Origin of the sequence: Arthrobacter sp. StoSoilB19, assembly GCF_019977275.1 — a bacterium.
Taxonomy (GTDB): domain Bacteria; phylum Actinomycetota; class Actinomycetes; order Actinomycetales; family Micrococcaceae; genus Arthrobacter.
Map to the genome: position 1 here is coordinate 1,662,719 of NZ_AP024650.1, position 25,426 is coordinate 1,688,144.

Consider the following 25,426-nt stretch of genomic DNA (forward strand, 5'->3'; position numbering starts at 1 on the left):
CCAGTGTCGCGCGGACAGCTAGAACATGGCCTCGATGGTCAGTTCCACGGGCCCCAGCAGGAAAGCCAGCACAGAAGTGCCCATGCAGGCGACCAACATCAGTCCGGGATGTGCCAGGCCAATCACCACCCGGCGCAGCCGTGGCCGGCCACGGAGGAAGGATTTCGGTACGCGGGAGAGCGCGGGCACCTGCCGCCAGCCGCGAAGCCGCCGAAGGAACCAGGCGCACCGGGCGACAAACGCCAACCATAGGACGGCTACCACCAGCGGCACCAGGGCCGCCATCAGGGTGAATCCCAGAGCCGTCACCTCGCGCTCTGAGTCTCCCGCCACCGCTTGGACAGTGGTTGAGATGGACGCACTCAACACCACCGAGATGGCCCAGACCATGAAGGCCGCAACAAGTGCCAGGAACCGCACGAAGAACAGGCCCAAAACCGACTCCCGGGCGGCTTTCACCTGCTGCCGGGGAGTCACGTGGAGAACGGCCAGGGTGCTGAGCAGCGTGGGCAGGGCCGCTGCTGCCACCAGCAGGTACCACGTCCAACCAGCCAGGTTCACGAACTCATCTGCAAGAATGAGCGCTGTCCAGACACAGGCCCAGGCCCAGCCCCAATACAAAGGGTTGCGCACCAGCCACCCCGGCAGGCGGGTGTCAATGGCCGAAATCCTGGCGGGCCGTATTCCGTGTCCTGTTTCGGGAGTCACACCTAGAGCTTGGCATATCCGGCGTCCCTTGGCGCTTCCCCGATGACAACTCCCGGACCCCATAGGCTTGAAGGCATGACCACAGCCTCTGTGACCCTTTGCTTCCTGCTCCGTGACGGGCCGGGCGGCCCCGAGGTGCTCCTCGGGCTGAAACAGACCGGGTTCGGCAGGGGCAAGATCGTGGGCATCGGCGGCCACGTGGAACCGGGGGAGTCGGACGCGCAGGCCGTCATCCGGGAGGTCCTGGAAGAGACCGGTGTGGTGCTGCGGGTTGAGGACCTGGCGGACGCCGGATCGGTCCACTTCGTCTTTCCGGCCCGCCCGGAATGGAATATGCGGACCACCCTCTTTACCGCCCGGACCTGGCAGGGCGAGCCGGCACCCAGCGACGAGATCCTGCCAGAATGGTTCCGGGTGGATACGCTGCCCGTGGACCGCATGTGGCAGGACGCCGACCACTGGCTCCCGGTGGTTCTGGAAGGCCGAAGGATCAACGTGGTGGTCACCATGCACACAGACAACGAATCAGTCGCCTCATCCGAGAGCCTGCTGGACTGAGCAGGCAATTAACGGCCGACGGCGGCCCGGGCACCTGGGTGCCGGGCCGCCGTCGGACGTTCCTGCCAGGAGTCAGGGGAGGTGCCGCTCCTCCGGACCGATGTACTCGCTCAGCGGTCTGATCAGGGAGTTCGCGTCCAGTTGCTCCATGATGTGGGCGGTCCAGCCTGTGATCCGGCTGGCCACGAACAGGGGAGTGAATGTGGGCGTATCAAAGCCCATCAGGTGGTACGTGGGCCCGGCCGGGTAGTCGAGGTTCGGCTTGATGGCCTTGGCTTCGTCCATGGCCTGCTCGAGCCCGTTGTACAGCCCCAGCAGTTCCGGCCGGCCGTAGTGGGCGATCATCTTGTCCAGTGCGGCTTTCATGGTGGGGACCCGGGAGTCGCCGTGCTTGTAGACACGGTGGCCGAAGCCCATCACCTTCTTCTTCTGCGCCAGGGCGTCTTCCATCCATGCCTTGGCCCGGGCCGCTGCTTCCTCCAGGGACTCCTCCTGCCGGATGCCGATCTCGTCGAAGGTGTGCATGACCGCTTCGTTGGCGCCGCCGTGCAGCGGACCCTTGAGGGCGCCGATGGCACCGGTCACGGCTGAATGCAGGTCCGAGAGCGTCGAGGTGATCACACGGGCGGTGAATGTGGAGGCGTTGAAGGAGTGCTCGGCGTAAAGAATCATCGAGACGTTGAAGGCATCCACCACCTCCGGCACCTGCTCCTCGCCGAAGGCCATCCACAGGAAGTTGGCCGAGTAGCCAAGGTCTTCGCGGGGCTCCACCACATCCTGCCCGTGGCGGCGGCGCTGGTCGTAGGCCACCACCGCGGGCATGGCGGCGAACAGGTCCACGGCCTTGGCCATGTTGGCTTCCCGGGAGGAATCCCCGGTCAGGGGATGCCGTGCCCCCATAACGGAAGCAGCAGTCCTGCAGACGTCCATCGGGTGCGAAGTGACCGGAAGGGTATCGATCACCTGCTTCACCACCGGATCGAGGGCGCGGCCGGCGCGTTCCTTCGCGCTGAACTCGGCAAGCTGGTCCTTGGTGGGCAGTTCACCGTTCCACAGCAGGTACGCCACTTCCTCGAAGCTGCACCGCGCTGCCAGTTCCTGGACAGGGTAGCCGCGGTAGAGCAGGGAGTTGGTGTCCGGATTGACCTTGGAAACGGCGGTGTAGTCCACCACCACGCCGGCAAGGCCTTTTTTGATCTCATTTTCAGCCATGCTGAAACTCCTTTGTTCCTAAAGCCTGTTCGTCCGGCGGAGGCCGGCCTTCCGATTGGGTGTCAGGTGCCGGGTGTCATGTTCCGGGAATCTGGAAATTGAACACGCCGGTGTCGAAGCGGTTGTAGGCCTCGTAGTCAACGAGGTCGTAGAGCCGGGCACGGGTCAGCATGTTTGGAACCTGCGCCTCCTGGGTGCCGTCGGATTTGATCGATTCCAGAGTACGCTCAGCAGCCCCCATGGCACTACGGAGCAGCGTCACCGGATAGATCACCATGTTGACGCCGACGCCGGCCAGTTCATCCACGGTGAAGAGGTCGCTCTTGCCGAACTCGGTCATGTTGGCCAGGATCGGCACGTCCACCGCGTCGCGGATGGCCTGGAATTCGCTGAGGTCCTTCATGGCTTCGGGGAAGATTGCGTCGGCGCCGGCTTCGACGAGGGCTCTGGCGCGCTGCTGTGCGGCTTCCAGCCCCTCGGTGGCGCGGATGTCGGTGCGGGCCATGATCAGGAAGTTCGGGTCCCGCCGGGCGTCGGCCGCGGCCCTGATGCGTTTGGTGGCGGTGTCCTGGTCCACCACGTTCTTGCCGTCGAGGTGGCCGCAGCGCTTGGGGTTGAACTGGTCCTCGATATGGCAGCCGGCCAGGCCTGCGTTCTCGAGTTCCTGGACGGTGCGTGCCACGTTCATGGGCTCCCCGAAGCCGGTGTCCGCGTCAACGATCGAGGGCAGGTCAGTCATCCGCGCGATCTGTCCGGCCCGGGTGGCTACCTCGGTCAGGGTGGTCAGGCCGATGTCCGGCAGGCCGAGGTCGTTGGCGAGGACGGCGCCGGAGATGTACACCCCGGCGAAGCCCTTTTCCTCGATCAGCCGGGCGGAGAGCGGGTTGAACGCGCCGGGGAACTGCTGGATGGTCCCGGAGGCCAGCAGTTCCCGGAAGCGGACCCGCTTCTGTTCCGGGGTGGTCTTTGAGTACAGCATCTAGAACAGTCCCTTCGGTGCCGCCGCGAGGTCGATGACGCCGGGAGCGGCGGTGATGTTCAGCTGGTCCAGCTCACCGGCGGCGAGCTGTGGGAGGCGTTCGACGGCGGTGAGGAACCTTTCGATCTCAGCCTCCTCCACGAGCCCGGCGGCGAGGGTGCGGAACTTGTTGATGTACTGTTCCCGGGCGAAGGGGCGGGCGCCGAGCGGGTGGGCGTCGGCAACGGCGATCTGGTCGGTGATGACGGTGCCGTCCTTGAGCGTGATCTCCACCGAGCCGCCGAAAGCCTTCTCTGCGATGTCCAGGGAGTGGTAGCGGCGGGTCCATTCGGGATCTTCCACCGTGCTGACTTTGTGCCACAGTTCCACGGTGTCCGGACGGGCGGCGCGCTGCGGTGCGTAGGAGTCCACGTGGTGCCAGGCCCCGTCCTGCAGGGCCACGGTGAAGATGTACGGGATGGAGTGGTCCAGGGTTTCCCTGGACGCGGTGGGGCTGTATTTCTGGGGGTCGTTGGCGCCGGAGCCGATCACGTAGTGCGTGTGGTGGCTGGTCTTGATCAGCACTGACTCGACGTTGGCCGGATCGGTGACCTCGGGGTGTTCGCGGTGCAGCTTGCGGGCAAGGTCGATCCACGCCTGTGCCTGGTACTCCGCGGAATGTTCCTTGGTGTAGGTGTCCAGGATGGCACGCTTGACTTCACCCGGGGTGGGAAGCGGGACCATGTAGGAGGCGTCCGGGCCATCGAGCATCCAGGCGATGACGCCGTCTTCGCCTTCGTAGATGGGCACGGGGGAGGTCTGGCCGCGCATGGCCCGGTCCGCTGATTCGATGGCCATCTTGCCGGCAAAGGCCGGGGCGTGGGCCTTCCAGGTGGAGATCTCGCCCTTGCGGGACTGCCGGGTGGCGGTGGTGGTGTGCAGCGCCTGGCCCACTGACTGGAAGATGGTCTCCACATCGAGGCCAAGCAGGGTGCCGATCCCGGCCGCGGCCGAGGGGCCGAGGTGGGCCACGTGGTCGATCTTGTGCTTGTGCAGGCAGATGGCCTTGACCAGGTTGACCTGAATCTCGTACCCGGTGGCGATGCCCCGGATCAGGTCGTGGCCGCTGGCGCCAACGTGCTGGGCGACGGCGAGGATCGGCGGGATGTTGTCCCCGGGGTGGGAGTAGTCGGCCGCGAGGAAGGTGTCGTGGTAGTCCAGTTCCCGGACAGCCACCCCATTGGCCCAGGCTGCCCACTCCGGGGACACGCGGTCCTCGATGCCGAAGACTTTGGACCCCTTGCCGCCGGTGCTGGGGCCGTGGGTGAGCGCCTGGGCACGGGCGGCGACGATCGGCGCGCGGTTCAGGGAAGCGATCGCCACCGAGGCGTTGTCGATGACGCGGTTGATCACCATAGCGGTCACGTCGTCAGACACAGCCACCGGGTCCGCGGCGACCTGGGCGATTTTGTAGGCCAGCTGGTCCTCGCGGGGCAGGTTTTCTTCGCTTTTATAGACGCGGACGTGGTGTTCCTTAACCATGGTGCTCCTTCGGGTGGGATGCGTGGGTTGCTTTGACGTGGGAGAGGCTTCGGTGCAGGTGGACGATGGTGGCCGCCTCGGCGAGCCTGGGGTTGCCGGCCGCGATCGCCTCCGCGATGGCGGCATGCTCGGCGGCTGCGGCAGTGAGCCGGCAGGCATCGTCGGCGGCAAGCCGGCGGATCCGGACCAGGTGAACGCGCAGGCTGCGCATGGCCTGGGCCAGGTAGGAGTTGGAGATGGCGGCGTCGATTGCTGTGTCCAGCCGGCCCACCAGTTCGTAGTAGTCATGCAGGGCCGGCTCGTCACCGCCAATCAATGCGGGAGCCTCGAGCAGTTCGCGCTGCAGGCGCTCGAACGTCGCAGCCTCGCCGCGCCGCGCAGCCAGTGCCGCCGCCCTGCCCTCAAGGGTTTCGCGGAGTTCGAACAGTTCGTCAATGTCCTCAAGCGAGATGTCGGTGACGACGACGCCGCGGCCGCCTGCCGTCGTGAGGCCTTCCGCCGTAAGGCGCCCCAAGGCTTCCCGCAGCGGTGTGCGCGAGACGCCCAGACGCTCGGACTGTTCCACCTCGGCAAGGACCGTACCCGGCGCCAGGCGCCATTCGATGATGTCATCGCGCAGGGCGGCATAGGCCTTGTCGCTGGCGCGCATGCTCGTCTCCTTCCTCGGCTGACTGCATCAGTGTATACACAACTGGGCTCAAAAGAATGGACCTTTGAGAAAATATGCCAGAAATTGACTTCCTTGTATACAACGACCCTTGTGGTGGTTAACTCCGCCAGCTAGCATGAGCTGCATCACAACGTCGTGGACGGGATTACGTTATGGTCACCACCGGCTATCGGGACAGTTACCGGCGCAGCATCGAAGAGCCCGACGACTTTTGGCTGGAGGCCGCGGGAAACATCGCCTGGAGCTCTCCTCCGGCGCAGGCGCTGGACTCCACGTGGGCACCGCTCTACAGCTGGTTTCCCGACGGCACACTGAATACCTGCTACAACGCCCTTGACCGGCATATCGCCGAAGGCCGCGGGGAGCAGGTGGCCCTGATCCATGACTCGGCCATGCTGGGAACCCGGCACCGCTACACGTATGCCCAGCTCACGGACGCCGTGGCGCGCTTTGCCGGTGTGCTGCGCGGCCATGGCGTGGGAAAGGGGCACCGCGTGGTGATTTACATGCCAATGATCCCGGAAGCCGCTATCGCCATGCTGGCGTCGGCCCGGCTGGGCGCGGTCCATTCCGTGGTGTTCGGCGGTTTTGCGCCCAAGGAGCTCGCGGCCCGGATCCGGGACGCCGCACCCACTGCGGTGGTGACCGCTTCGGGCGGGATCGAACCCGCCCGCCGCATCGAGTATCTGCCGGCCGTCGCGGAGGCGCTGGAACTGGCGGGCATGCCGGATCTTCCCGTATTGGTCAAGGAGCGCGACGGATTCGCGTCCAAGGCTGCGGACCATGCGGGCTGGCTGGACTGGGACACGGAAATGGCTTCCGCAGAGCCTGCCGCTCCCGTTGAGGTGAAGGCCACCGATCCGCTCTACATCCTCTACACATCCGGAACCACCGGCACGCCAAAGGGAGTGGTGCGGGACAACGGCGGCCACGCCGTCGCCCTGCGCTGGACCCTGGAGAACATTTACGACGTCGGTCCGGGCGACGTGATGTGGACCGCGTCAGACGTCGGCTGGGTAGTGGGGCACTCCTACATTGTCTATGGCCCGCTGCTGGCCGGCGCCACCACGGTGATGTACGAGGGCAAGCCCGTAGGCACCCCGGATGCCGGCGCATTCTGGCGCGTGGTCCGGGACCACAGGGTCAATGTGCTCTTCACTGCGCCCACGGCACTCCGGGCCATCCGCAAGGCGGATCCGGCGGCGTCGCTGCTGCGGAAGTACGACATCTCCAGCCTGCGGACCCTGTTCACTGCCGGCGAGAGGCTGGACACGGACACCTTCCATTGGGCATCACGGGCCCTCGGCGTGCCGGTGGTGGACCACTGGTGGCAGACCGAGACCGGGTGGGCCATTTGCGCCAACCCGCGTGGCCTGGAGCAGTTGCCCATCAAGGCCGGCTCCCCGAGCGTGCCCATGCCCGGGTTCCGGCTGCAGATCCTCGACGGCGCAGGCGGAGAGGTGGAACCCGGCACCGAGGGCAACATCGTGCTTGGACTGCCGCTGCCGCCGGGCACCCTCACAACGCTGTGGCGGAATGATGAGCGCTACATCTCTTCCTACCTTCAGGCTTTCGAGGGCTGCTACGCCACCGGCGATTCGGGTTACCAGGACCGGGACGGGTACATCTTTGTCATGGGCCGTACGGACGACATCATCAATGTTGCCGGCCACAGGCTCTCAACCGGCGCCATGGAACAGGTGATCGGCCAGCATCCGGCCGTTGCGGAGTGCGCCGTGATCGGCCTCGCCGACCCCGTGAAGGGCCAGCGTCCCAGCGGCTACGTGGTGCTCAAAACCGGGGTGGACATCGCCGAAGACGTCCTGGCCAAGGATCTAGTGGCACTGGTCCGGCGGGACATTGGTGCGGTTGCGGACTTCAAACAGGTGACAGTGGTGGATGCACTGCCCAAGACCCGTTCGGGGAAGATCCTCCGCAAGACCATGCGCCAGATAGCGGACGGCGAGGAGTACACCGTTCCGTCCACCATCGAGGATCCAGGCGTCATCGATCAATTGATCGGAGCACTCCGGGCGGGGGAGGCGGAGGCTGGCTGAGGCGCATGGCCGGGGCGCGCACGTCCAACCCCGAGCGGCTCAGCGGGTGTTCCAGCGGTATTCGTTCTCCGGCCTGCCGGGGGTGCCGTAGCGGGCGGTCCGGGAAACTGTTCCCGCATCGGCCAGGTACTCAAGGTAGCGCCGAGCCGTCACGCGCGACATCCCCAGGGCGTCCATGACCTCCGTGGCGGACACTGCTTCGGGCTGCCCCCGGAGGAACTCCTGGACGGATCCGAGCGTCGAGGTTGAGAGTCCCTTGGGCAGCGGGAGTTCGGATGGCGCCCGGAGGCTGGCAAAGGCCTGGTCCACTTCGCTTTGCGAGGCGCCCCCCTTGCCGGGGCCACCGCCGGAACCGGCCAACTGCTGCCGGAACTGGCGGTAATTTTCCAGCTTGTCGGAGAACGTGGCGAACGTGAAGGGCTTGATCAGGTACTGGACCACGCCGATTGCCACGGCGCTGCGGACGATCGCCAGTTCGCGCACGGCGGTGATCGCAATGATGTCCGCCAGGATCCCCGCCGAACGCATCCGGCGGGCGATGTCCAGGCCATGCAGGTCGGGTAGGTTCATGTCCAGCAGGACCAGTTCAACGGGCTCTCCCGCGGCCACGAATTCGTTCAGCAGCCGCAGGGCCGACTGGCCGTCGGGGGCTGTCCCGGCGAGCTCGAATCCTTCCAGCCTCCCCACGTAGGCCGCGTGCGCTGCCGAAGCGATGGCCTCATCTTCGACGACGAGGACCCGGATGTTGCTCACTGTCTGTGCTCCTTCTCCGCGGACACCGCTGCAGGCAGGAATACTTCGAACTTGGCGCCGCGCCGGCCGTTGATGGCCAGCGTACCGCCCAAACGCTGCACCGCCTGCCGCACCAGGGCCAGGCCGATGCCCCGGCCCCCGGCCCCCGCAGGCTTGGTGCTGAATCCGTGCCTGAAGATCTTTTCCGCATCGGTGGGGTCGATGGGCGTTCCGGAATCGTTGACGGCGATGTCCAGGCCTTCTTCATCGGCCTCCAGCGTCAGCACCACCCTCCGCGGAGGGGGTGCATCGGCGGCGGCATCGATGGCATTGTCCAGCAGGTTGCCCAGGATCGTCACCAGGTCCTGGACGGCCACCCCGGGTGCCGTGCCGGAGCCCAGGGTGGAGAGATCCAGCTGGACGCCGCGTTCGTGGGCCTCGGCCACCTTTCCCATGAGCAGGGCGCCCACCACCGGTTCATCGATCGAACTCACCATGTCATCTGTCAGCTGCTGGCTCAGGGCCAGGTCCTGGGTTGCAAAGTCCAGGGCTTCCCTGGTCCGGCCGAGTTCCAGGAGCGAAACCAAGGTGTGCAGCCGGTTGGCGTGCTCGTGGGTCTGGGCGCGCAGCGCGTCGGAAAGGGTGCGCATGGTCTGCAGTTCGTTGCCCAGCGCTTCGATTTCTGTCCGGTCCCTGAGGGTGGCCACGGTCCCGTAGACGGGGACCTTCCCGCGGGTGCCCCGGGCCTCGGGACCCCGGGCCGGCCCCTGGTTGACCACCAGCACGCGGGAGCCGGTCAGGACCATCTCGTCCTTGGTGGTCCGCCCGGACTCGAACAGGCTGCGCAGTTCGTCGTCCAGGGGAAGGTCTGCCAGCGATGGGGGCCGGGTGGGGTCATTGTTGCCGGTGTCGGCCAGGCCCAGCAGCTCGGCAGCCTGGTCGTTGTACATCACCACGCGCTTCCGGGCATCGATCAGGATCAGCCCTTCCCGGACCGAGTGCAGCACCGACTCGTAGTAGGCGAACAGCTGTGCCAGCTGTTCGGGACCCCAGCCCCGGGTAACCCGCCGCAGGTACCTGCCCAGCAGCCACGACGCCAGTGAACCGCCCACCAGGAGGGCCATGCCGACGGCCAGCAGGACGGGAAGGCGCCCGGCAAAGGCGATATCGACGCTGCGGACGGTAACACCCACCGCTACGAGGGCCTTGACTGTCCCCGCAGAATCCTTGACCGGAACAATGGTCCGCACCGACGGGCCCAGCGTACCTGCCGTCACTTCGGTGTAGGTGTGGCCGCGGAGTGCTTCATCGATGGAGCCGATGTAGGGCCGGCCCAGCTCCTCGTCCCGCGGGTGGGTCCAGCGGGTACGGTCCGGCGCCATGATCGTGATGAAGTCCACGTGGGCCGCGGTGGTGACGTCTTTGGCATACGGCTGCAGGACGGCGGACGGGTCCGGCGTGGCAGCAGCCTGGAGCACCAGGGGATTGGCGGCGATGGAGGCAGCCACGCCTTCCATCCGGCGGCCCGCTTCGTCATACGTCCGGTCCCGCGCGTCCACGTAGGCGGCCGTTCCCACGATGGCGATAAACGACACGACGATCAGCAGGTTCGCCAGGAAGAGCCGGCGGGCGATACTCCAGCGGTGGATCATGCCTGCCTCCCTTGGACCCTGCCGATACCGCGACCAATATGAACGCAACGGTGAGCTGGATCACGGGGTGCCCAATGATGGATATCACATTGGACGGACGTGTTGAGCCCAGAGACTGCGCCGCAACGTCTATCAGAATATCCACAAGGAGACACATCATGGCTTCTCAACGAGGAGAGTCGCTCGAGACCGCGACCCCGCGGCGCAAGGGACTGGACAAGTCCCACTACCTCTACATCGCAGTTATCGCCGCCGTCGTCCTCGGCGCGGTGGTGGGCCTGCTGTTCCCGGAGGTGGGCAAGTCCCTCAAGCCCCTGGGCGACGGCTTCGTCAAGCTCATCAAGATGATGATCGCACCGGTCATTTTCTGCACCATCGTCCTGGGCATCGGCTCCATCGCCAAGGCAGCCACCGTCGGCAAGGTCGGCGGCCTGGCACTGGGCTACTTCATCATCATGTCAACCTTCGCCCTGGCCATCGGCCTGGTGGTAGGCAACATCATCCACCCCGGCGAGGGCCTGAAGCTGACGCCGTACGACCCCAACAAGAAGGCGGCGACCGACAGCACCGTGGACTTCCTGCTGGGCATCATCCCCAGTGACGTCCCCGTGCTGCCCACCCTGCTGGCAGCCATCCTGGTTGGCTTCGCGCTGCAGAAGATGGGCGCCCAGGGTGCCCCGATCCTCAAGGCTGTCGGCTACGGCCAGGCACTGGTGTTCCGCATCCTCATCATGATCATGTGGCTCGCTCCGGTAGGTGCCTTCGGTGCCATCGCCGCCGTCGTGGGCGCAACCGGCGTGCAGGCCATCGTCAGCATGTTCACCCTGATGATCGCCTTCTACATCACCTGCGCACTGTTCATCGTGGTGATCCTGGGCGGCCTGCTCCAGGTGGTTGCCGGCGTCAACATCTTCAAGCTGATGAAGTACCTGGCCCGTGAGTACCTCATCATCTTCTCCACGTCGTCCTCGGAAGCGGCACTGCCGCGGCTGATCGCCAAGATGGAACACCTCGGCGTCTCCAAGCCGGTCGTCGGCGTCACCGTTCCCACCGGCTACTCCTTCAACCTGGACGGAACCGCCATCTACCTGACCATGGCGTCCCTGTTCGTGGCCAACGCCATGGGCACCCCGCTGGACCTCGGCGCCCAGATCTCCCTGCTGGTGTTCATGATCATCGCCTCCAAGGGTGCCGCCGGTGTGACCGGTGCCGGCCTTGCAACCCTCGCGGCCGGCCTGCAGGCACACAAGCCCGAACTGCTCGGCGGCGTGGGCATGATCGTCGGCATCGACCGGTTCATGTCCGAGGCCCGCGCCCTGACCAACTTCACGGGCAACGCGGTGGCCACCGTCCTGATCGGCACCTGGGTCAAGGAGATCGACGGCGGCCAGGTTGGCCGGGTGCTGTCCGGCGAAGAACCTTTCGACGAGGCAACCATGATGGTCCACCATCACGGCGAAATGGCACCCAAGGAAGAGGGCGCCCGCGAGGCTGCCAAGGCCTAGCCACCGCCAGGACACCCCACGGGACCGCCCCCGCAGCCATGCTGCGGGGGCGGTCCTGCGTTCCCCGGCAGCGTTCCCCGGCAGAGCAACCTTCGACCTCAGCTAGAGGGTCAAGGCTCAACATTCGCGGAAAGTCAAGTTCCGTCGAATGCCGTGTCGGGCGCTGTAACCTAGGGAGCAGAACGAACGGCGCTGGTGAGCCAGCGGCAGGAAATCACCGTCATCGAAAGTGTGGACAGATACGTGAGCAGCGAACAGGGTTCAGCAACTCTGGAGGGCACGGAATTCGACCTGGAAAACGCGGTGATGGGGCCCACCGGGCGCCCATACCGGGAGTTCCCGGAACCCGCGCCGCTGTCCTCCCACGGTCCGGCCCGCGTCATCGCCATGGTCAACCAAAAGGGCGGCGTGGGGAAGACCACCTCCACCATCAACCTAGCCGCGGCGCTCGCCGAGTACGGCCGCCGCGTCCTCCTGGTGGACTTCGACCCCCAGGGTGCGCTCTCCGCCGGCCTTGGTGTCAACCCGCATGAGCTGGACCTCACGGTGTACAACGTCCTGATGGACCGCAAGGTGGATATCCGTGACGCCATCCACCACACGGGCGTCGAGAACGTCGACCTGCTGCCCGCCAACATCGACCTCTCCGCCGCGGAAGTCCAGCTGGTCAACGAGGTGGCGCGCGAACAGGTCCTGGACCGTGCGCTCAAGAAAGTCGAAGACGATTACGACGTCGTCCTCATCGACTGCCAGCCCTCCCTGGGCCTCCTGACCGTCAACGCCCTCACGGCAGCCCACGGCGTCATCATCCCGCTCATTTGCGAGTTCTTCGCCCTTCGCGCCGTGGCGCTGCTGGTCGAAACCATCGACAAGGTCCAGGACCGGCTGAACCCTCGCCTTCAGGTGGACGGCGTACTGGCCACCATGTACGACGCAAGGACACTGCACAGCCGCGAAGTGATCACCCGCCTGGTGGAGGCGTTCGGCGACAAGGTCTTCGAAACTGTCATCAAGCGCTCCATCAAGTTCGCAGACGCTACCGTGGCCGCGGAGCCCATCACCAGCTACGCCGGAAACCACGTGGGCGCCGACGCCTACCGCCGGCTGGCAAAGGAGCTGATCTCCCGCGGCGGCGCACCCTGACCACGCCGTGGCCGAATCCAAACCCGGCTTCGAGGTGCGGCTGGCCAACTTCACGGGTCCCTTCGACCTCCTTCTGGGGCTGATCGCCAAACACCAGCTGGACATTACAGAAGTGGCCATTGCCACCGTCACGGATGAGTTCATCAAGTACATCCGTAAACTGCAGCGGCTCGGTGAAGAGTGGGCCCTGGACGAGGCAAGCGAATTCCTGGTGATCGCCGCCACGCTGCTTGACCTCAAGGCGGCACGGCTCCTTCCCGCGGGTGAGGTGGAGGACGACGAGGACATCGCCCTTCTGGAAGCGCGGGACCTCCTCTTTGCCCGGCTGCTGCAGTACAAGGCTTTCAAGCAGGTGGCAGGAATCCTGGGCGAAACCCTGCACCAGGAAGGCCGGCGCTTTCCACGCCAGGTGGCCCTGGAGGAGCACTTCGCGTCGATGCTCCCTGAACTGGTGTGGAAACACACGCCGCAACAGTTCGCCGCGCTGGCCGAGGCCGCGCTCCGGCCCAAAGCGCCCGCCCAGCCGCCGCAAGTGGCACTCGGCCACCTGCATGGGAGCAACGTCAGCGTCAAGGAACAGGCCCGGATGATGGGGCTTCGCCTGCAACAGGAGTCGCCCCAGACCTTCCGTTCCCTGATTGCCGACGCCGATTCCACCCTGGTGGTGGTGGCCCGCTTCCTGGCGCTCCTGGAACTGTTCCGGGACCGGGCCGTGTCGTTCGACCAGCTGTCCCCGCTGTCCGAGCTTGCCATCCACTGGACAGCCGAAGGCCGCGACTGGTCGGCGGAAAACCTGAGCGAAGAGTATGAGGAGCAGGCGTGAATTCCAAGCCGCAGGACCTGGCCGTGGAAGGCGGGGCAATGCTTGAGGACACATGGAAGCCGGAGGACACGGCGCCACGGGAGGACGCGGACCACGGCCCGGACTTCGACGACCTCCCCGGCGGTGCCAAGGCTGCCCTCGAAGCGGTGCTCATGGTCCTGGACCAACCCGCCACGGAGGAAGAGCTGGCAGCCGGGGTAGGCCTGACGGTCACCGCGGTCCGCTCCCTGCTGGCAGAACTGCAGCGTGAGTATAACGGCTATACTGTTAAAGCCCCGGAGATGGAGGATGCCAGCCACGCTGGCATTGGTTCCAGCCCCCGGGGTTTTGAATTGCGGAACATCGCCGGTGGCTGGCGGATCTACTCGCGCACGGAGTTTGCCGACATTGTCGGCAAATATGTGCTTGAGGGGCAGACCGCCAGGCTTACCCAGGCGGCGTTGGAAACACTGGCAGTCATCGCGTACCGCCAGCCCGTTTCCCGGGCCCGGGTGTCTGCAATTCGCGGTGTCAATGTTGATTCCGTCGTACGGACGCTTGCCCAGCGCGGGCTGATCGAGGACGCGGGAACGGATCCCGAGTCCGGCGCAATCCTCTACCGGACCACCTCCTATTTCCTTGAACGGATGGGAATCAGTTCAGTGGAGGACCTGCCCCAGCTGTCGCCGCACCTTCCGGGACTCGACGGGATCGCAGAGTTCTACGACGCCGGGACCATGTAGGCAGGACCCTTCTGCCGGCAGCGGTCTCATGAGCAGTTTGTTTATCAGGTTTTCTATCAGGGCAGACGAAGTCTGCGCGGCTGGCTAGGGTTGTCCTTGGACATCTCTGCCGGCCAAAACACATTGAAGGACGGGTCATGACACAGGCGGGACGCCAGGGTTCACCACGTAACAGTTCGGGACGCGGCGGCAACGAGCGCAACAACTCCCAGCAGCGCAGCGCACAGGGCGGCGGCTTCAGCGGCGGTTCCCGCGGCGGAACAGCCAAGCGGGCAGCAGGATTCGGCGGGGACCGGCCCCACCGCGCCCCCAAGCCGCGCGAGGAACGCTTCATCGACCCCGATCTGGCGGGGGACCAGCAGGCACGGGCATCGGAGGGCGCCCGGGGCGCCAAGCCGTCGTCGCGCAAACCCGCGGCACGCAAGCCCGGCGCCAAGAAGGCTCCCGGAACTCCCGGTGCCCTCAAGCCCAAGCCGCGTACCGGTGCACCCGGGACAGCCGCTTCCCGTGCATTCGGCAGCGAACGCTTCGGCCAGAACCTGGGTCCGGTCCGCAAGCCCGGCCGGAAGAAGGGCCCCCGCGGTAACGTTCCGCAGTCCGAACTCCATGATGCAGACGGCGTGCGCCTCCAGAAAGTAATGGCGTCCGCCGGAGTCGCATCCCGGCGCGTCTGCGAAGAAATGATCGCCGAGGGCCGCGTTGAGGTGGACGGCCAGGTGGTTACGGAACTCGGCATGCGCGTCGATCCCAAGACCGCCGTCATCCATGTTGACGGCTTGCGGATCCAGTTGGACGAGAACCTGGTCTACATGGTGTTCAACAAGCCCAAGGGCGTGGTGTCCACCATGGAGGATCCCGAGGGCCGGCCGTGCATCAGCGACTTCCTGAAGAGCAACAAGAACACCGGCGAACGCCTCTTCCATGTGGGAAGGCTCGACGTCGCCACCGAAGGCCTGCTGCTGCTGACCAACGACGGCGAACTCGCCAACAGGCTGACCCACCCGTCCTACGAGGTTCCCAAGACCTACCTGGTGCAGGTGCGCGGGCCGTTCCCGCAGGGCGTAGGCGCCCAGCTGAAAGCCGGCGTGGAACTGGAGGACGGGTTCGCGTCCGTTGACTCCTTCCGCCTGGTGGACTCCACCCCGGGCCACGTGCTGATCGAGGTTGTGCTCCACTCGGGTAAGAACCGGATTGTCCGCCGACTCTTTGATGCTGTCGGCTTCCCGGTCCAGCGGCTGGTCCGCGTCAAGGTGGGCCCCATCGGACTCGGGGACCAGCGCCAGGGCAGCATCCGCAACCTGGGCAAGCAGGAAGTCGGCCACCTGCTGGCATCCGTAGGACTCTGACGCATGTCCGCGTTCAAAAGCCAGGGCCGCGGCCACCTGGATGGCCCGGTGGTGGTGATTGGTACCGGACTGCTGGGCACCAGCATTGGGCTGGGCCTGCGGGGGCGTGGCGTACCTGTGTTCCTTTCCGACCCGTCACCCACCAACCAGGCGGTGGCGGTGGACATCGGTGCCGGGCGTCCCCTGTCCGAGCTGGGCAACCGCAAACCGCAACTGGTTGTGGTTGCCGCCCCGCCGGACGTGACGGCCGGCGTCGTGTGCCAGGCGCTGGCTGACTACCCCGACGCCGTCGTGGTGGACATAGCCAGCGTCAAGGCTGACATCCTGGCCCGTCTGCGCGGCCTCGGTGCCGACCTCACCCGGTACGTGGGCACCCACCCCATGGCCGGGCGGGAAAAATCGGGACCGGTGGCCGCCCGCGGCGAGCTGTTCACCTCCATGCCTTGGGTGGTGTGCCCCTCCGGGGAGACCTCCGGCGCTGCCCTGCAAGTGGCACGGTCGCTTGCCTCGGATCTTGGAGCGGTTGTCTCGCAGTTCACGGCGGACGAACATGATGAAGCAGTGGCCCTGGTGTCGCACCTGCCCCAGGTCATGTCATCCCTGCTGGCCAGCCGCCTCCAGGGAACGCCACTGCACGCCCTGTCGCTGGCCGGCAACGGCCTCCGCGACGTCACCAGGATTGCCGCGAGCGATCCCACCCTCTGGGTGCAGATCCTCGGCGGGAATGCAGCCAAGGTCGTGGAGATCCTCTACGGCGTCCGCGAGGACCTGAACCGCCTCATCGGAACCCTGGAACAGCCCACGGCACCGGGAGCCCGGCTGGACCTGGCACAGCTGATCAGTGAGGGCAACGCCGGCCAGGCCCGGATTCCCGGCAAGCACGGCGGCCCGCCGCAGGCATACTCCTGGCTCACCGTCCTGGTGGATGACAAGCCCGGCCAGATCGCGCAGCTGCTCACCGAGATCGGTGAAATCGGTGTGAACGTCGAGGATCTTCGGCTGGACCATTCCTCCGGACAGAACGTTGGCATGGTGGAATTGTCTGTGTTGCCGAACAAGCACGACCACCTGATCGAAGCTCTCAACGACCGCGGATGGCGGGTACTTCAGTAATGACACAGGAACTCCTCGAGACCATGCGCGCCCTGCGCATCGGCCGGCCGCTGGTGGTTGCCATCGACGGACCGTCCGGCTCCGGTAAATCCAGCGTGAGCAAGGAGGTTGCCCGCAGGCTGCGGCTGGCCTACCTGGACACCGGAGCGATGTACCGCGCACTGACCTGGTACTGCGTAAACCAGGGGATTGACCTTGATGACACGCCGGCCGTGGAACAGGCCTCCCGGGACTTTGCGCTGGAACTGAGCACCAGCCCCCAGGAGGAATACGTGCGGGTAGGCGGCGTGGACGTCACCGATGCCATCCGCGAACCGGCAATTTCCGCCGCGGTCAGCTCCGTGGCCACCACGCTTGGTGCCCGGACCGAACTGATCCGCAGGCAGCGGGACCTGATTGAAAAGCACCACCGCCGAATGGTGGTGGAAGGCCGGGACATCACCACCGTCGTCGCGCCCGGAGCCGAGGTGCGCATGCTCCTCACCGCAAGCGAGGAAGCCCGCCTCCGCCGGCGCGGCATCCAGCTGGGCGGTACCCAGAACGCCGAACAGCTGGCAGCCCAGGTGACCCACCGGGATGCCAGGGACTCAACCGTGGTGAACTTCACCCAGGCGGCAGACGGCGTGGTCACGCTGGACTCCTCGGACCTGGACTTCGAGCAGACCGTCAATGCCGCCCTCGTGATCGTTACAAAGGTCCTCAACCGTGACTGAGGCCCGGGCGGGTGTGCCAACCCGACTGACCATGGCGTGGAGCAGGCCGGTGGGATGGATCCTGGACCACGTGGTCTACCGGACCACGGTGACGGGCAGGAGCAACGTCCCCACCGGCGGTCCGGTGATCTTCGCAGCCAACCACATCAGCTTCCTCGACGGGCCGGTCATGTTCGGCGCGGCGCCGCGCCCCATGCACATCCTGGTAAAACAGGAGATGTTCCAGGGCTTCCTGGGCCGGGTACTCACCGCCTCCGGGCAGCTTCCGGTGGACCGGCAGGGTGACCGGGCGGCGCTGCAGCGCTGCAAGGACGTGCTCGACGCCGGACGTTGCGTTGGGATTCTTCCGGAAGGGACGCGGGGGAGCGGGGCAGCCGCGGACATCAACGGGGGCGTGGCCTGGCTGGCGCTGAACTCCGGGGCACCGGTTGTTCCGGTGGCCATCCTGGGCACCCGGCAGGGCGACGAGCACCTGGACTTCGTCCCGCGGCCGGGGCGGCGATTCCACGTGAGCTTCGGATCAGCCCTTACCCTGGCCCGCCGGGCCGGTGAAAGCGGGCGTGCTTCAATGGACAGGGCGGCGCAGGACATCCGTGCAGCGCTGGCCGGGCACGTCCAGGACGCTATCCAACTCAGCGGGCAGCCTTTGCCTTCCGCTGACCACAACGACTTGACAGCAGTAGCCGGGGACGCCGGCAGATGACCACTAAGGACAGTGCAATGAGCGACACCACCCAGACTTCCGGGCCTTCCGGCACCGACGACGAATACACTCCCACCGGCACCGACCAGGTTGCCGAACGGCTGGCAGCGATTGGCGACGACGAAGCGGAGCTGCGTGCCGCCTCCCTCCGGGCCGGCCTGGAGGATTACGAGCTTGACGAGGACGATGCCGCCCTGCTGAGCGGGGAGTACGGCGACGAGGACTTTGACGGTCCCGTCAAGCTGGATCCCGTCCTGGCAATCATCGGCCGGCCAAACGTGGGGAAGTCCACGCTGGTGAACCGCATCCTGGGCCGCCGCGAAGCAGTGGTGGAGGACACCCCGGGCGTCACCCGTGACCGGGTCATGTACTCCGCGAACTGGAACGGCCGCAACTTCACGCTGGTGGACACCGGCGGCTGGGAGCACGACGCCCGCGGCATCCACGCCCGCGTCGCCGAGCAGGCCGAGATGGCCGTGGAACTCGCCGACGCCGTGCTTTTCGTGGTGGACTCCGCAGTGGGCGCCACCGCAACGGACGAAGGCGTCATGAAGATGCTGCGCCGCAGCAAGAAGCCGGTCATCATGGTGGCCAACAAGGTGGACGACTTCGCCCAGGAAGCGGACAGCGCCGCATTGTGGGGCCTCGGTTTCGGCGAGCCCTACCCGGTCTCTGCCCTTCACGGCCGAGGTGTCGCGGACCTCCTGGACCACGTCATGGACGTGCTCCCTGAATACTCAACGATCGAGGGAACGGACCGCTCAGGCGGCCCGCGCCGTATCGCCCTGATCGGCCGCCCCAACGTGGGCAAGTCCTCGCTGCTGAACAAGCTTGCAGGATCCGAGCGCGTAGTGGTGGACAACACCGCAGGAACCACGCGTGACCCCGTTGACGAATTCATTGAACTCGGCGGCCGCACCTGGCGCTTTGTGGACACCGCCGGCATCCGCCGCCGCCAGCACATGGCGCAGGGCGCTGACTACTACGCCTCACTTCGGACGCAGGCCGCGCTCGAGAAGGCGGAGGTCGCCGTCGTGCTCCTCGCCGTGGACGAGGTCCTCAGCGAACAGGACGTGCGCATCCTGCAGCTGGCCATCGAGTCCGGCCGCGCGCTGGTCCTGGCATTCAACAAGTGGGACCTGCTCGACGATGAACGCCGCCGTTACCTGGAGCGCGAGATCGAGCAGGACCTGGCCCATGTGGAATGGGCGCCGCGGGTCAACATTTCGGCAAAGACCGGCTGGCACAAGGACCGCCTGGTCCCGGCCCTGGACCTTGCCCTGGAGAACTGGGACAAGCGGATCGCCACCGGGCGCCTCAACGCCTTCCTGGGTGAGCTCGTGGCCGCCCACCCCCACCCGGTCCGCGGCGGCAAGCAGCCCCGCATCCTCTTTGGCACCCAGGCCTCCAGCCGCCCGCCCAAATTCGTGCTGTTCACCACGGGATTCCTGGACCCCGGGTACCGCCGTTTCATCACGCGCCGCCTGCGGGAGACCTTCGGATTCGAGGGAACTCCGATTGAGGTCAGCATGCGCGTGCGCGAGAAGCGTGGCCGGAAGCGTTAATTGCGACACACCTTGGGCTGATCACCGGAAAGTGTCACAGGCACCCCTCCGGATCGTGTAAGCTCTTCTAGGTGGTTCGGCCGGACTGCTGATGAAAACCCTCGGGTTGAGTTCAGCGGAGAACGGCGGAACCAGCGGGCTGTAGCGCAGCTTGGTAGCGCACTTGACTGGGGGTCAAGGGGTCGCAGGTTCAAATCCTGTCAGCCCGACCAGAAAGCCGCGGAAACCTTAGGGTTTCCGCGGCTTTTGCGTTGGTGGGATATGGACCAGCCCGTCGTTGGCCCAGCTAGCCGAGGGCGGCGTCGAGGGTGACGAAGCCGTAGCCTGCCGCCCGGAGCTGGGAGATCACCTGCGGGAGGGCCGCGGCGTCGAGCGTTGAACCGTCGTCGGGGTTCGAGCCGAGGTGCATCAGGACAATCTCCCCGGGCTGCGCGGAAGCCATGATGCGCTGGACGACAAACCCCGGGCCGCGCGTTCCGTTCATGGTGCCTTGCCAACCCAAGGTGTCGACGGTCCACCGGATCGCCGCGTACCCGGCGGCGTTGGCGTCTGCAATCGTGCGGGAATCGCGGGCGCCGAATGGGAAGCGGAAGAACGGGAGCGGGTCGCCTCCAGCGGCCTCGATGGTCCTCTGCGCGCTGCTGATCTCAGCCGTGATCTGGGCGTCCGTCAGGGCGGTAAAGTCCGGGTGGGTCATGGAGTGATTGCCGATCCGATGCCCCGCGTTGTAGATCAGCGCCGGGTCGGAGGGGAACTGGTTGACCCAGTCTCCGGTGAGGAAAAACGTGCCCGGGACGCCGTTGGCTGCGAGGGTGGCGAGGATCGATCGGAGGCCGGCGTCGTTGGCGCCGGCGTCGAACGTGAGCGCGACAACCTTCTGCGCAGTCGGAATGCGCTCAAGATCCACGCCCAGGAGCGCCGGCGGGATGCTGGTATAGATGACCTCGATCCTGCCGCTGGCCGAGTGCCACAGGATCGAACCGTGCTGGAAGTCATTGCGGCGGCCGCCCGTGATGCCGTACTCGCCGCTGGTTGGGTAGCCGAGCCGGCTGCGCTCCCAGCCGAGGGCCGCCCACTGGGCCCGGATTGCGCCGTACACCTCGTGGGCTCCGGTGGCGGGCGACCAGTAGATCGACGAGCCGGCATTCGAGCCGCTGAAGTGGTTGTACCGGCCGACCCCGTCGGGGGTGCCTGTCTCGTCCGTCAGCGGGAATCCGAGCACGCCTGCCGGCCCGCCGAGCTCCAGATAGCGTCCGCGGATTGCCCCGTGCACCTCGTGGGCTCCGGTGGCGGGGCTCCAGTAGATGGATCCTGCGGCGAAGTCGTTGTATCGGCCGGCGGCGCCCGGGGCGGCGGTCTCGTCGGTGAGTGGGAAGCCCAGGAGGCCTGCGGGTCCGCCGAAGGCGAGATAGCGTCCGCGGATTGCCCCGTGCACCTCGTGCGCTCCGGTGGCGGGGCTCCAGTAGATGGATCCTGCGGCGAAGTCGTTGTATCGGCCGGCGGCGCCCGGGGTGGCGGTCTCGTCGGTGAGTGGGAAGCCCAGGAGGCCTGCGGGTCCGCCGAAGGCGAGATAGCGTCCGCGGATTGCCCCGTGCACCTCGTGGGCTCCGGTGGCGGGGCTCCAGTAGATGGATCCTGCGGCGAAGTCGTTGTATCGGCCGGCGGCGCCCGGGGTGGCGGTCTCGTCGGTGAGTGGGAAGCCCAGGAGGCCTGCGGGTCCGCCGAAGGCGAGATAGCGTCCGCGGATTGCCCCGTGCACCTCGTGGGCTCCGGTGGCGGGGCTCCAGTAGATGGATCCTGCGGCGAAGTCGTTGTATCGGCCGGCGGCGCCCGGGGTGGCGGTCTCGTCGGTGAGTGGGAAGCCCAGGAGGCCTGCGGGTCCGCCGAAGGCGAGATAGCGTCCGCGGATTGCCCCATGGACCTCGTGGGCTCCGGTGGCGGGGCTCCAGTAGATGGTGCCGGCCGTGTAATCCTGGGCGCGGCCCCCAGCGATGTCGTACGCGCTCCCGACTGGCGTGCCGAGGAACGATGCGCTGCCGCCGAGCTGCTCGTAATGCTGGACAATCGCGTCGTCACCGGCCTGCTGGACCGCCATCGACGCCGGACCGCTCCGCTGCACCGCCACCGCTGGTACGGCGGCCGCGGCGGGCACCAGGGCCGTGCCCCCGAGACCACCGCCGAGGGCGAGGGCCAAGGCCATTCCGATGACTGTGGGGCGGGACCTGCGCATTGTGACCCCTTCGTGGTGACCGAGACATGCGAGCCTTGGTCAAGACGCTACGCCCCAGGGGTGTGCCGGGGCAGGGCCAGAGGTCCCGAACCGCAATCCGGTCACCCGCGACACCGTCCGCAGCCGCGGGATGCCTTGGGTGCCGGATCTTCCTACTTCAGGAACTTCGAAGTCCTGCGGTCGGCCAGGATCTTGCCTTTGGTCTGGCAGGTGGGGCAGTACTGAAGGGCAGTGTCCGCGAATGAGACTTCCCGTACCGTGTCGCCGCAGACGGGGCAGGGCTGTCCGGTCCGGGCGTGAACCCGCATGTGGCTGCGTTTGACGTCCTTGAGGTCCTTGGGCGGCTTGCCGGCTGCTTCGGCCAGTGCCTCGCCCAGCACGCTGTGGATGGCGTCGTACAGCACCTGCACCGTCTCCCGGTCCAGGGATTTGGCGATGGCGAACGGAGAGACCCGGGCGGCATGGAGGATCTCGTCGCTGTAAGCGTTGCCGATGCCGGCGATCACGCTTTGGCTGCGCAGCAGTCCCTTGATCTGCTGCGAACTGCCGGCCAGGATCGCAGCCAGCATGTCGGCGTCGAACGCCTCGGTAAACGGATCCGGGCCCAACGTGGCGATGCCCGGCACGTCCTGCGGATCCCGCACGACGTAGACGGCCAGGCTTTTCTTGGTGCCCGCTTCCGTCAGGTCCAGCCCGCGCGGCCCGTCGGGACCGGAGAAAGCAGCCCGCACTGCGATGAGGCCCTTGCCCATCCTGAGCTGGCTGTCGGCGGGGGAGTCCGTGAAGCGCACCCAGCCCGCGCGCGCCAAATGGAACACCAGGGAAATGCCGTCCGTGTCAATGCTGATGAACTTTCCGAACCGGCGGACGCCGGACACGGTGCGGCCCTCGATGGCGTTGAACGGCGGATCGGCCGTCTTGAGCACGGCAAACGAGACAATCTGGAGTTTCGCTACAACGCAGCCCCGCAGCTGTTCATCAAGGAACGCGGCCAGACCGGCGACTTCAGGCAGTTCCGGCATGGCCTACCTTTCCTGTCCCCGGCATGCTGAACCGGTGCTTGCACTCATGGGTCCCATCTTGTCAGAAACGCCCGCGCCGGCCCCGGCAGTTATGCCTATACTTTCAGCGGCGGCCCGTTTTACGGGCCCCTTTTGACATTGGCGCGTACCCCGATGAAAGGCCACCCATGAGCAACATTCCCGAAGACCTGTCCTACACCGCCGAACACGAGTGGGTCACGGCCCCGAATGCCGACGGCGTGGTCCGCGTGGGAATCACCGACTTTGCCCAGGACGCCCTTGGAGATGTCGTCTACGCCCAGATGCCCGAAGTCGGCACGAAGATTACGGCGAACGAAGTGGTGGGCGAGGTCGAGTCCACCAAGAGCGTGAGCGACATCTACGCACCCGTTTCCGGCGAAGTGGTGGCCCGGAACGACTCCCTGGACAGCGATTCGGCCCTGATCAACACCGATCCCTACGGTGACGGCTGGCTCATCGAGGTCAAACTCGCCGAACCGGATGCAGTTGAGTCCCTGCTCAGTGCATCCGAGTACGAACAACAGGTAGGCTAAAGCTAACCGGTAATTCCGGTCCGGCCCCGCGCCGCAGGCAAAGCGTCTTCGCACGTCAGCCCCCGGATCGGGAGCCGGCGCCGGACCTGCTGGCAGGGCCGGAGAGCAAACGTTGGCTGCAGGTTTGCGCCTGCAGCGTCACAGAGGAGGAATCCATGGCTGGCCACAGACACAACCCTGCCGATGGGGATTACGGCACGGGTGCGGCTAAGGCGTCGGAGACCACCTCGATCCATCTGACCCCCATCACCGATGAACCCACCATCGCGCCCAGGCTGTCCTCGGAAGAGCGCAACTCGGTGGAAGCCCTGCCCGCCGGTTCCGCGCTCCTCGTGGCCCACAGCGGGCCGAATGCCGGCGCCCGGTTCCTGCTGGATTCGGACGTGACCACCGCGGGGCGCCACCCGGACGCGGACATCTTCCTGGACGATGTCACGGTTTCGCGCCGCCATGTCGAATTCCGGCGCACGGCACGCAGCTTCGAAGTCGTGGACATGAACAGCCTCAACGGCACCTACGTCAACCACGACCGCGTGGACCGCGTTGAGCTGAGGTCCGGCAGCGAAGTCCAGATCGGCAAATTCCGCCTCACCTTCTACCTGAGCCCTGCCACGGCTGCAGGCCGCAGCTGACCCGGGGACCGCTGCCTGTGGCAATGGCACAACCGGAACGCCGGGGCCCCCAGGTCCTGAACATTGGCGAAGTTCTCGCCCAGCTGAGCGCCGACTTCCCTGGCATGACCGCGTCGAAGATCCGGTTCCTTGAGGAAAAGGGACTGATCAACCCACGCCGCACCCCTGCCGGCTACCGCCAGTATTCCGACGGTGACGTGGAGCGGCTGCGCTTCGTACTGGCCCTGCAGCGGGACCAGTACCTGCCCCTGAAAGTCATCAAGGACTACCTTGACGCCATTGACAGGGGGGAACGGCCGGAGAACCTGCCTCCCGGCGTCGTGGTTTCCCCGCGCATAGTCTCCGACGAGCTGGCCGCCGAACTTCAGAACCGCGGCCGGAAACTGAGCGAGGAACAGCTCCGCACCGAATCCGGCGCCAGCGTGCCCCTGCTGCAGTCGCTCCTGAGCTTCGGCCTCATCAGCCACAGCAGCGGCCAGTTCGACGAACATGCCCTCCAGGTGGCCCGCGCGTGCGTCCAGCTGGAAAGCCACGGGCTGGAACCAAGGCACCTGCGGCCTTTCCAGGCCGCGGCCGAACGGGAATTCGGCCTGGTGGAACGCGCTGTGGCGCCGCTTGCCTCGCGCAAGGACTCTGCATCACAGGCGCGCGCGGCAGAGGCGGCCCGCGAGATCAGCGATCTTTGCCTCACCCTGCACCGGGCCCTGGTGCAGGACCACATCTCACGCATGGACATCTGATGATTGAAGTCGAGATTGTAGGCGTTCGCATCGAACTGCCTTCAAACCAGCCGCTGGTCCTGCTCAAGGAGATGCACGGCGAACGCCACGTCCCCATTTGGATCGGCACCCCGGAAGCCAGCGCCATCGCCCTTGCCCAGCAGGGTGTGGTCCCGCCCCGGCCCATGACCCATGATCTCCTGGTGGACGTCGTGGAGTCCCTGGGCCACTCAGTGGTCAGTGTCAACATCGTCGCGGTGGAGGACAACATCTTCTACGGGCAGCTGCAGTTCGAAAATGGGACCACGGTGAGCTCGCGGGCGTCTGATGCCCTTGCGGTGGCGCTCCGCGCCAAGTGCCGGATCTGGTGCGCCGACTCCGTGATGGATGAGGCCGGCGTCCGCATCACTGAGCACGACGAAGGCGAGGATACAGAGCCCGGTCCCACCGTGGATGAGGAGCGCGAACTGCGCCGCTTCCGCGAGTTCCTTGACGATGTGGAACCTGAGGATTTCGACGGCTAAGGTCACGTTAAGGTTAAAGTTAA

At 66.2% G+C, this 25,426-nt stretch carries 24 protein-coding genes and 1 tRNA gene; 16 read left to right on the plus strand and 9 right to left on the minus strand.

Going from position 1 to position 25,426, the window contains the following annotated elements; all coding sequences use genetic code 11:
• Positions 1–18: 18 nt before the first annotated feature.
• Positions 19–708, minus strand: a complete 690-nt coding sequence (locus LDO86_RS07680) for a hypothetical protein (protein WP_224084414.1) — start codon at positions 706–708, stop codon at positions 19–21.
• 75 nt (positions 709–783) lie between these two features.
• Here LDO86_RS07680 and LDO86_RS07685 point away from each other — a divergent pair, with 75 nt between their 5' ends.
• Positions 784–1,266 (plus strand): 8-oxo-dGTP diphosphatase, encoded by a 483-nt coding sequence (locus LDO86_RS07685; RefSeq protein WP_018772011.1) that lies wholly within the window; start codon positions 784–786, stop codon positions 1,264–1,266.
• 72 nt (positions 1,267–1,338) lie between these two features.
• Here LDO86_RS07685 and LDO86_RS07690 read toward each other — a convergent pair whose 3' ends face one another.
• From LDO86_RS07690 to LDO86_RS07705, 4 genes are all read right to left on the minus strand, one after another.
• Positions 1,339–2,478 (minus strand): bifunctional 2-methylcitrate synthase/citrate synthase, encoded by a 1,140-nt coding sequence (locus LDO86_RS07690; RefSeq protein WP_018772012.1) that lies wholly within the window; start codon positions 2,476–2,478, stop codon positions 1,339–1,341.
• A gap of 76 nt (positions 2,479–2,554) precedes the next feature.
• Positions 2,555–3,457: a methylisocitrate lyase gene (gene prpB, locus LDO86_RS07695; RefSeq protein ID WP_018772013.1), complete on the minus strand. Its 903-nt coding sequence runs from the start codon at positions 3,455–3,457 to the stop codon at positions 2,555–2,557.
• The gene (locus tag LDO86_RS07700; protein WP_018772014.1) at positions 3,458–4,978 is read right to left on the minus strand and encodes an MmgE/PrpD family protein; all 1,521 of its coding nucleotides are present in this window, start codon (positions 4,976–4,978) and stop codon (positions 3,458–3,460) included.
• Positions 4,971–5,627: a GntR family transcriptional regulator gene (locus tag LDO86_RS07705; protein WP_018772015.1), complete on the minus strand. Its 657-nt coding sequence runs from the start codon at positions 5,625–5,627 to the stop codon at positions 4,971–4,973. The genes LDO86_RS07700 and LDO86_RS07705 overlap by 8 nt, the downstream gene beginning before the upstream one ends.
• 173 nt (positions 5,628–5,800) lie before the next feature.
• On the opposite strand from LDO86_RS07705, the gene LDO86_RS07710 reads away from it, so the two are divergent.
• The gene (locus LDO86_RS07710; RefSeq protein WP_018772016.1) at positions 5,801–7,705 is read left to right on the plus strand and encodes a propionyl-CoA synthetase; all 1,905 of its coding nucleotides are present in this window, start codon (positions 5,801–5,803) and stop codon (positions 7,703–7,705) included.
• 39 nt (positions 7,706–7,744) lie between these two features.
• Here the strand turns inward: LDO86_RS07710 and LDO86_RS07715 are convergent, their stop codons facing one another.
• Positions 7,745–8,458 (minus strand): response regulator, encoded by a 714-nt coding sequence (locus tag LDO86_RS07715; protein WP_018772017.1) that lies wholly within the window; start codon positions 8,456–8,458, stop codon positions 7,745–7,747.
• The gene (locus tag LDO86_RS07720) at positions 8,455–10,089 is read right to left on the minus strand and encodes a sensor histidine kinase (protein ID WP_018772018.1); all 1,635 of its coding nucleotides are present in this window, start codon (positions 10,087–10,089) and stop codon (positions 8,455–8,457) included. Before LDO86_RS07720 ends, LDO86_RS07715 begins: the two co-directional genes overlap by 4 nt.
• 158 nt (positions 10,090–10,247) lie before the next feature.
• Between LDO86_RS07720 and LDO86_RS07725 the strand changes: the two genes are divergently transcribed.
• The 10 genes from LDO86_RS07725 to LDO86_RS07770 all read left to right on the plus strand — a co-directional run bounded on the left by LDO86_RS07725 (position 10,248) and on the right by LDO86_RS07770 (position 19,934).
• Entirely contained in the window at positions 10,248–11,594 is a 1,347-nt protein-coding gene (locus LDO86_RS07725; RefSeq protein WP_018772019.1) for a C4-dicarboxylate transporter DctA, read from the plus strand.
• 243 nt (positions 11,595–11,837) lie between these two features.
• The gene (locus LDO86_RS07730) at positions 11,838–12,737 is read left to right on the plus strand and encodes an AAA family ATPase (protein ID WP_026266195.1); all 900 of its coding nucleotides are present in this window, start codon (positions 11,838–11,840) and stop codon (positions 12,735–12,737) included.
• Between the two features lie 7 nt (positions 12,738–12,744).
• Positions 12,745–13,560, plus strand: a complete 816-nt coding sequence (locus LDO86_RS07735) for a ScpA family protein (RefSeq protein ID WP_018772021.1) — start codon at positions 12,745–12,747, stop codon at positions 13,558–13,560.
• Positions 13,557–14,282, plus strand: coding sequence for an SMC-Scp complex subunit ScpB (locus tag LDO86_RS07740; RefSeq protein ID WP_018772022.1), 726 nt, complete (start codon positions 13,557–13,559; stop codon positions 14,280–14,282). Before LDO86_RS07735 ends, LDO86_RS07740 begins: the two co-directional genes overlap by 4 nt.
• A 137-nt stretch (positions 14,283–14,419) precedes the next feature.
• Positions 14,420–15,628, plus strand: coding sequence for a pseudouridine synthase (locus LDO86_RS07745; RefSeq protein WP_018772023.1), 1,209 nt, complete (start codon positions 14,420–14,422; stop codon positions 15,626–15,628).
• Positions 15,629–15,631: 3 nt separating this feature from the next.
• The gene (locus LDO86_RS07750) at positions 15,632–16,741 is read left to right on the plus strand and encodes a prephenate dehydrogenase (RefSeq protein ID WP_018772024.1); all 1,110 of its coding nucleotides are present in this window, start codon (positions 15,632–15,634) and stop codon (positions 16,739–16,741) included.
• Positions 16,741–17,454 (plus strand): (d)CMP kinase, encoded by a 714-nt coding sequence (gene cmk / locus LDO86_RS07755; RefSeq protein WP_018772025.1) that lies wholly within the window; start codon positions 16,741–16,743, stop codon positions 17,452–17,454. Before LDO86_RS07750 ends, cmk begins: the two co-directional genes overlap by 1 nt.
• A gap of 49 nt (positions 17,455–17,503) precedes the next feature.
• On the plus strand, positions 17,504–18,157 hold the full coding sequence (locus LDO86_RS07760) for a lysophospholipid acyltransferase family protein (protein ID WP_018772026.1): 654 nt from the start codon (positions 17,504–17,506) through the stop codon (positions 18,155–18,157).
• 17 nt (positions 18,158–18,174) lie between these two features.
• A complete protein-coding gene (gene der / locus LDO86_RS07765) occupies positions 18,175–19,722 on the plus strand; it encodes a ribosome biogenesis GTPase Der (RefSeq protein ID WP_018772027.1) in 1,548 nt (515 codons plus the stop codon).
• A gap of 135 nt (positions 19,723–19,857) precedes the next feature.
• Positions 19,858–19,934, plus strand: a tRNA-Pro gene (locus tag LDO86_RS07770).
• A gap of 74 nt (positions 19,935–20,008) precedes the next feature.
• On the opposite strand, the gene LDO86_RS07775 is transcribed toward LDO86_RS07770, so the two are convergent.
• Both LDO86_RS07775 and LDO86_RS07780 read right to left on the minus strand, forming a co-directional pair.
• A complete protein-coding gene (locus tag LDO86_RS07775) occupies positions 20,009–21,952 on the minus strand; it encodes a polysaccharide deacetylase family protein (RefSeq protein ID WP_224084415.1) in 1,944 nt (647 codons plus the stop codon).
• Positions 21,953–22,104: 152 nt separating this feature from the next.
• Positions 22,105–22,974, minus strand: coding sequence for a DNA-formamidopyrimidine glycosylase family protein (locus LDO86_RS07780; RefSeq protein ID WP_018771492.1), 870 nt, complete (start codon positions 22,972–22,974; stop codon positions 22,105–22,107).
• A 167-nt stretch (positions 22,975–23,141) separates the two neighbouring features.
• Here LDO86_RS07780 and gcvH point away from each other — a divergent pair, with 167 nt between their 5' ends.
• The 4 genes from gcvH (at position 23,142) to LDO86_RS07800 (ending at position 25,403) form a co-directional block, all read left to right on the plus strand.
• Positions 23,142–23,528, plus strand: coding sequence for a glycine cleavage system protein GcvH (gene gcvH, locus LDO86_RS07785; protein WP_018763524.1), 387 nt, complete (start codon positions 23,142–23,144; stop codon positions 23,526–23,528).
• 155 nt (positions 23,529–23,683) lie between these two features.
• Positions 23,684–24,160, plus strand: a complete 477-nt coding sequence (locus LDO86_RS07790; protein ID WP_018771493.1) for an FHA domain-containing protein — start codon at positions 23,684–23,686, stop codon at positions 24,158–24,160.
• A 23-nt stretch (positions 24,161–24,183) separates the two neighbouring features.
• Positions 24,184–24,900, plus strand: a complete 717-nt coding sequence (locus tag LDO86_RS07795; protein ID WP_018771494.1) for a MerR family transcriptional regulator — start codon at positions 24,184–24,186, stop codon at positions 24,898–24,900.
• On the plus strand, positions 24,900–25,403 hold the full coding sequence (locus LDO86_RS07800) for a bifunctional nuclease family protein (RefSeq protein WP_018771495.1): 504 nt from the start codon (positions 24,900–24,902) through the stop codon (positions 25,401–25,403). The genes LDO86_RS07795 and LDO86_RS07800 overlap by 1 nt, the downstream gene beginning before the upstream one ends.
• Positions 25,404–25,426 lie beyond the last annotated feature (23 nt).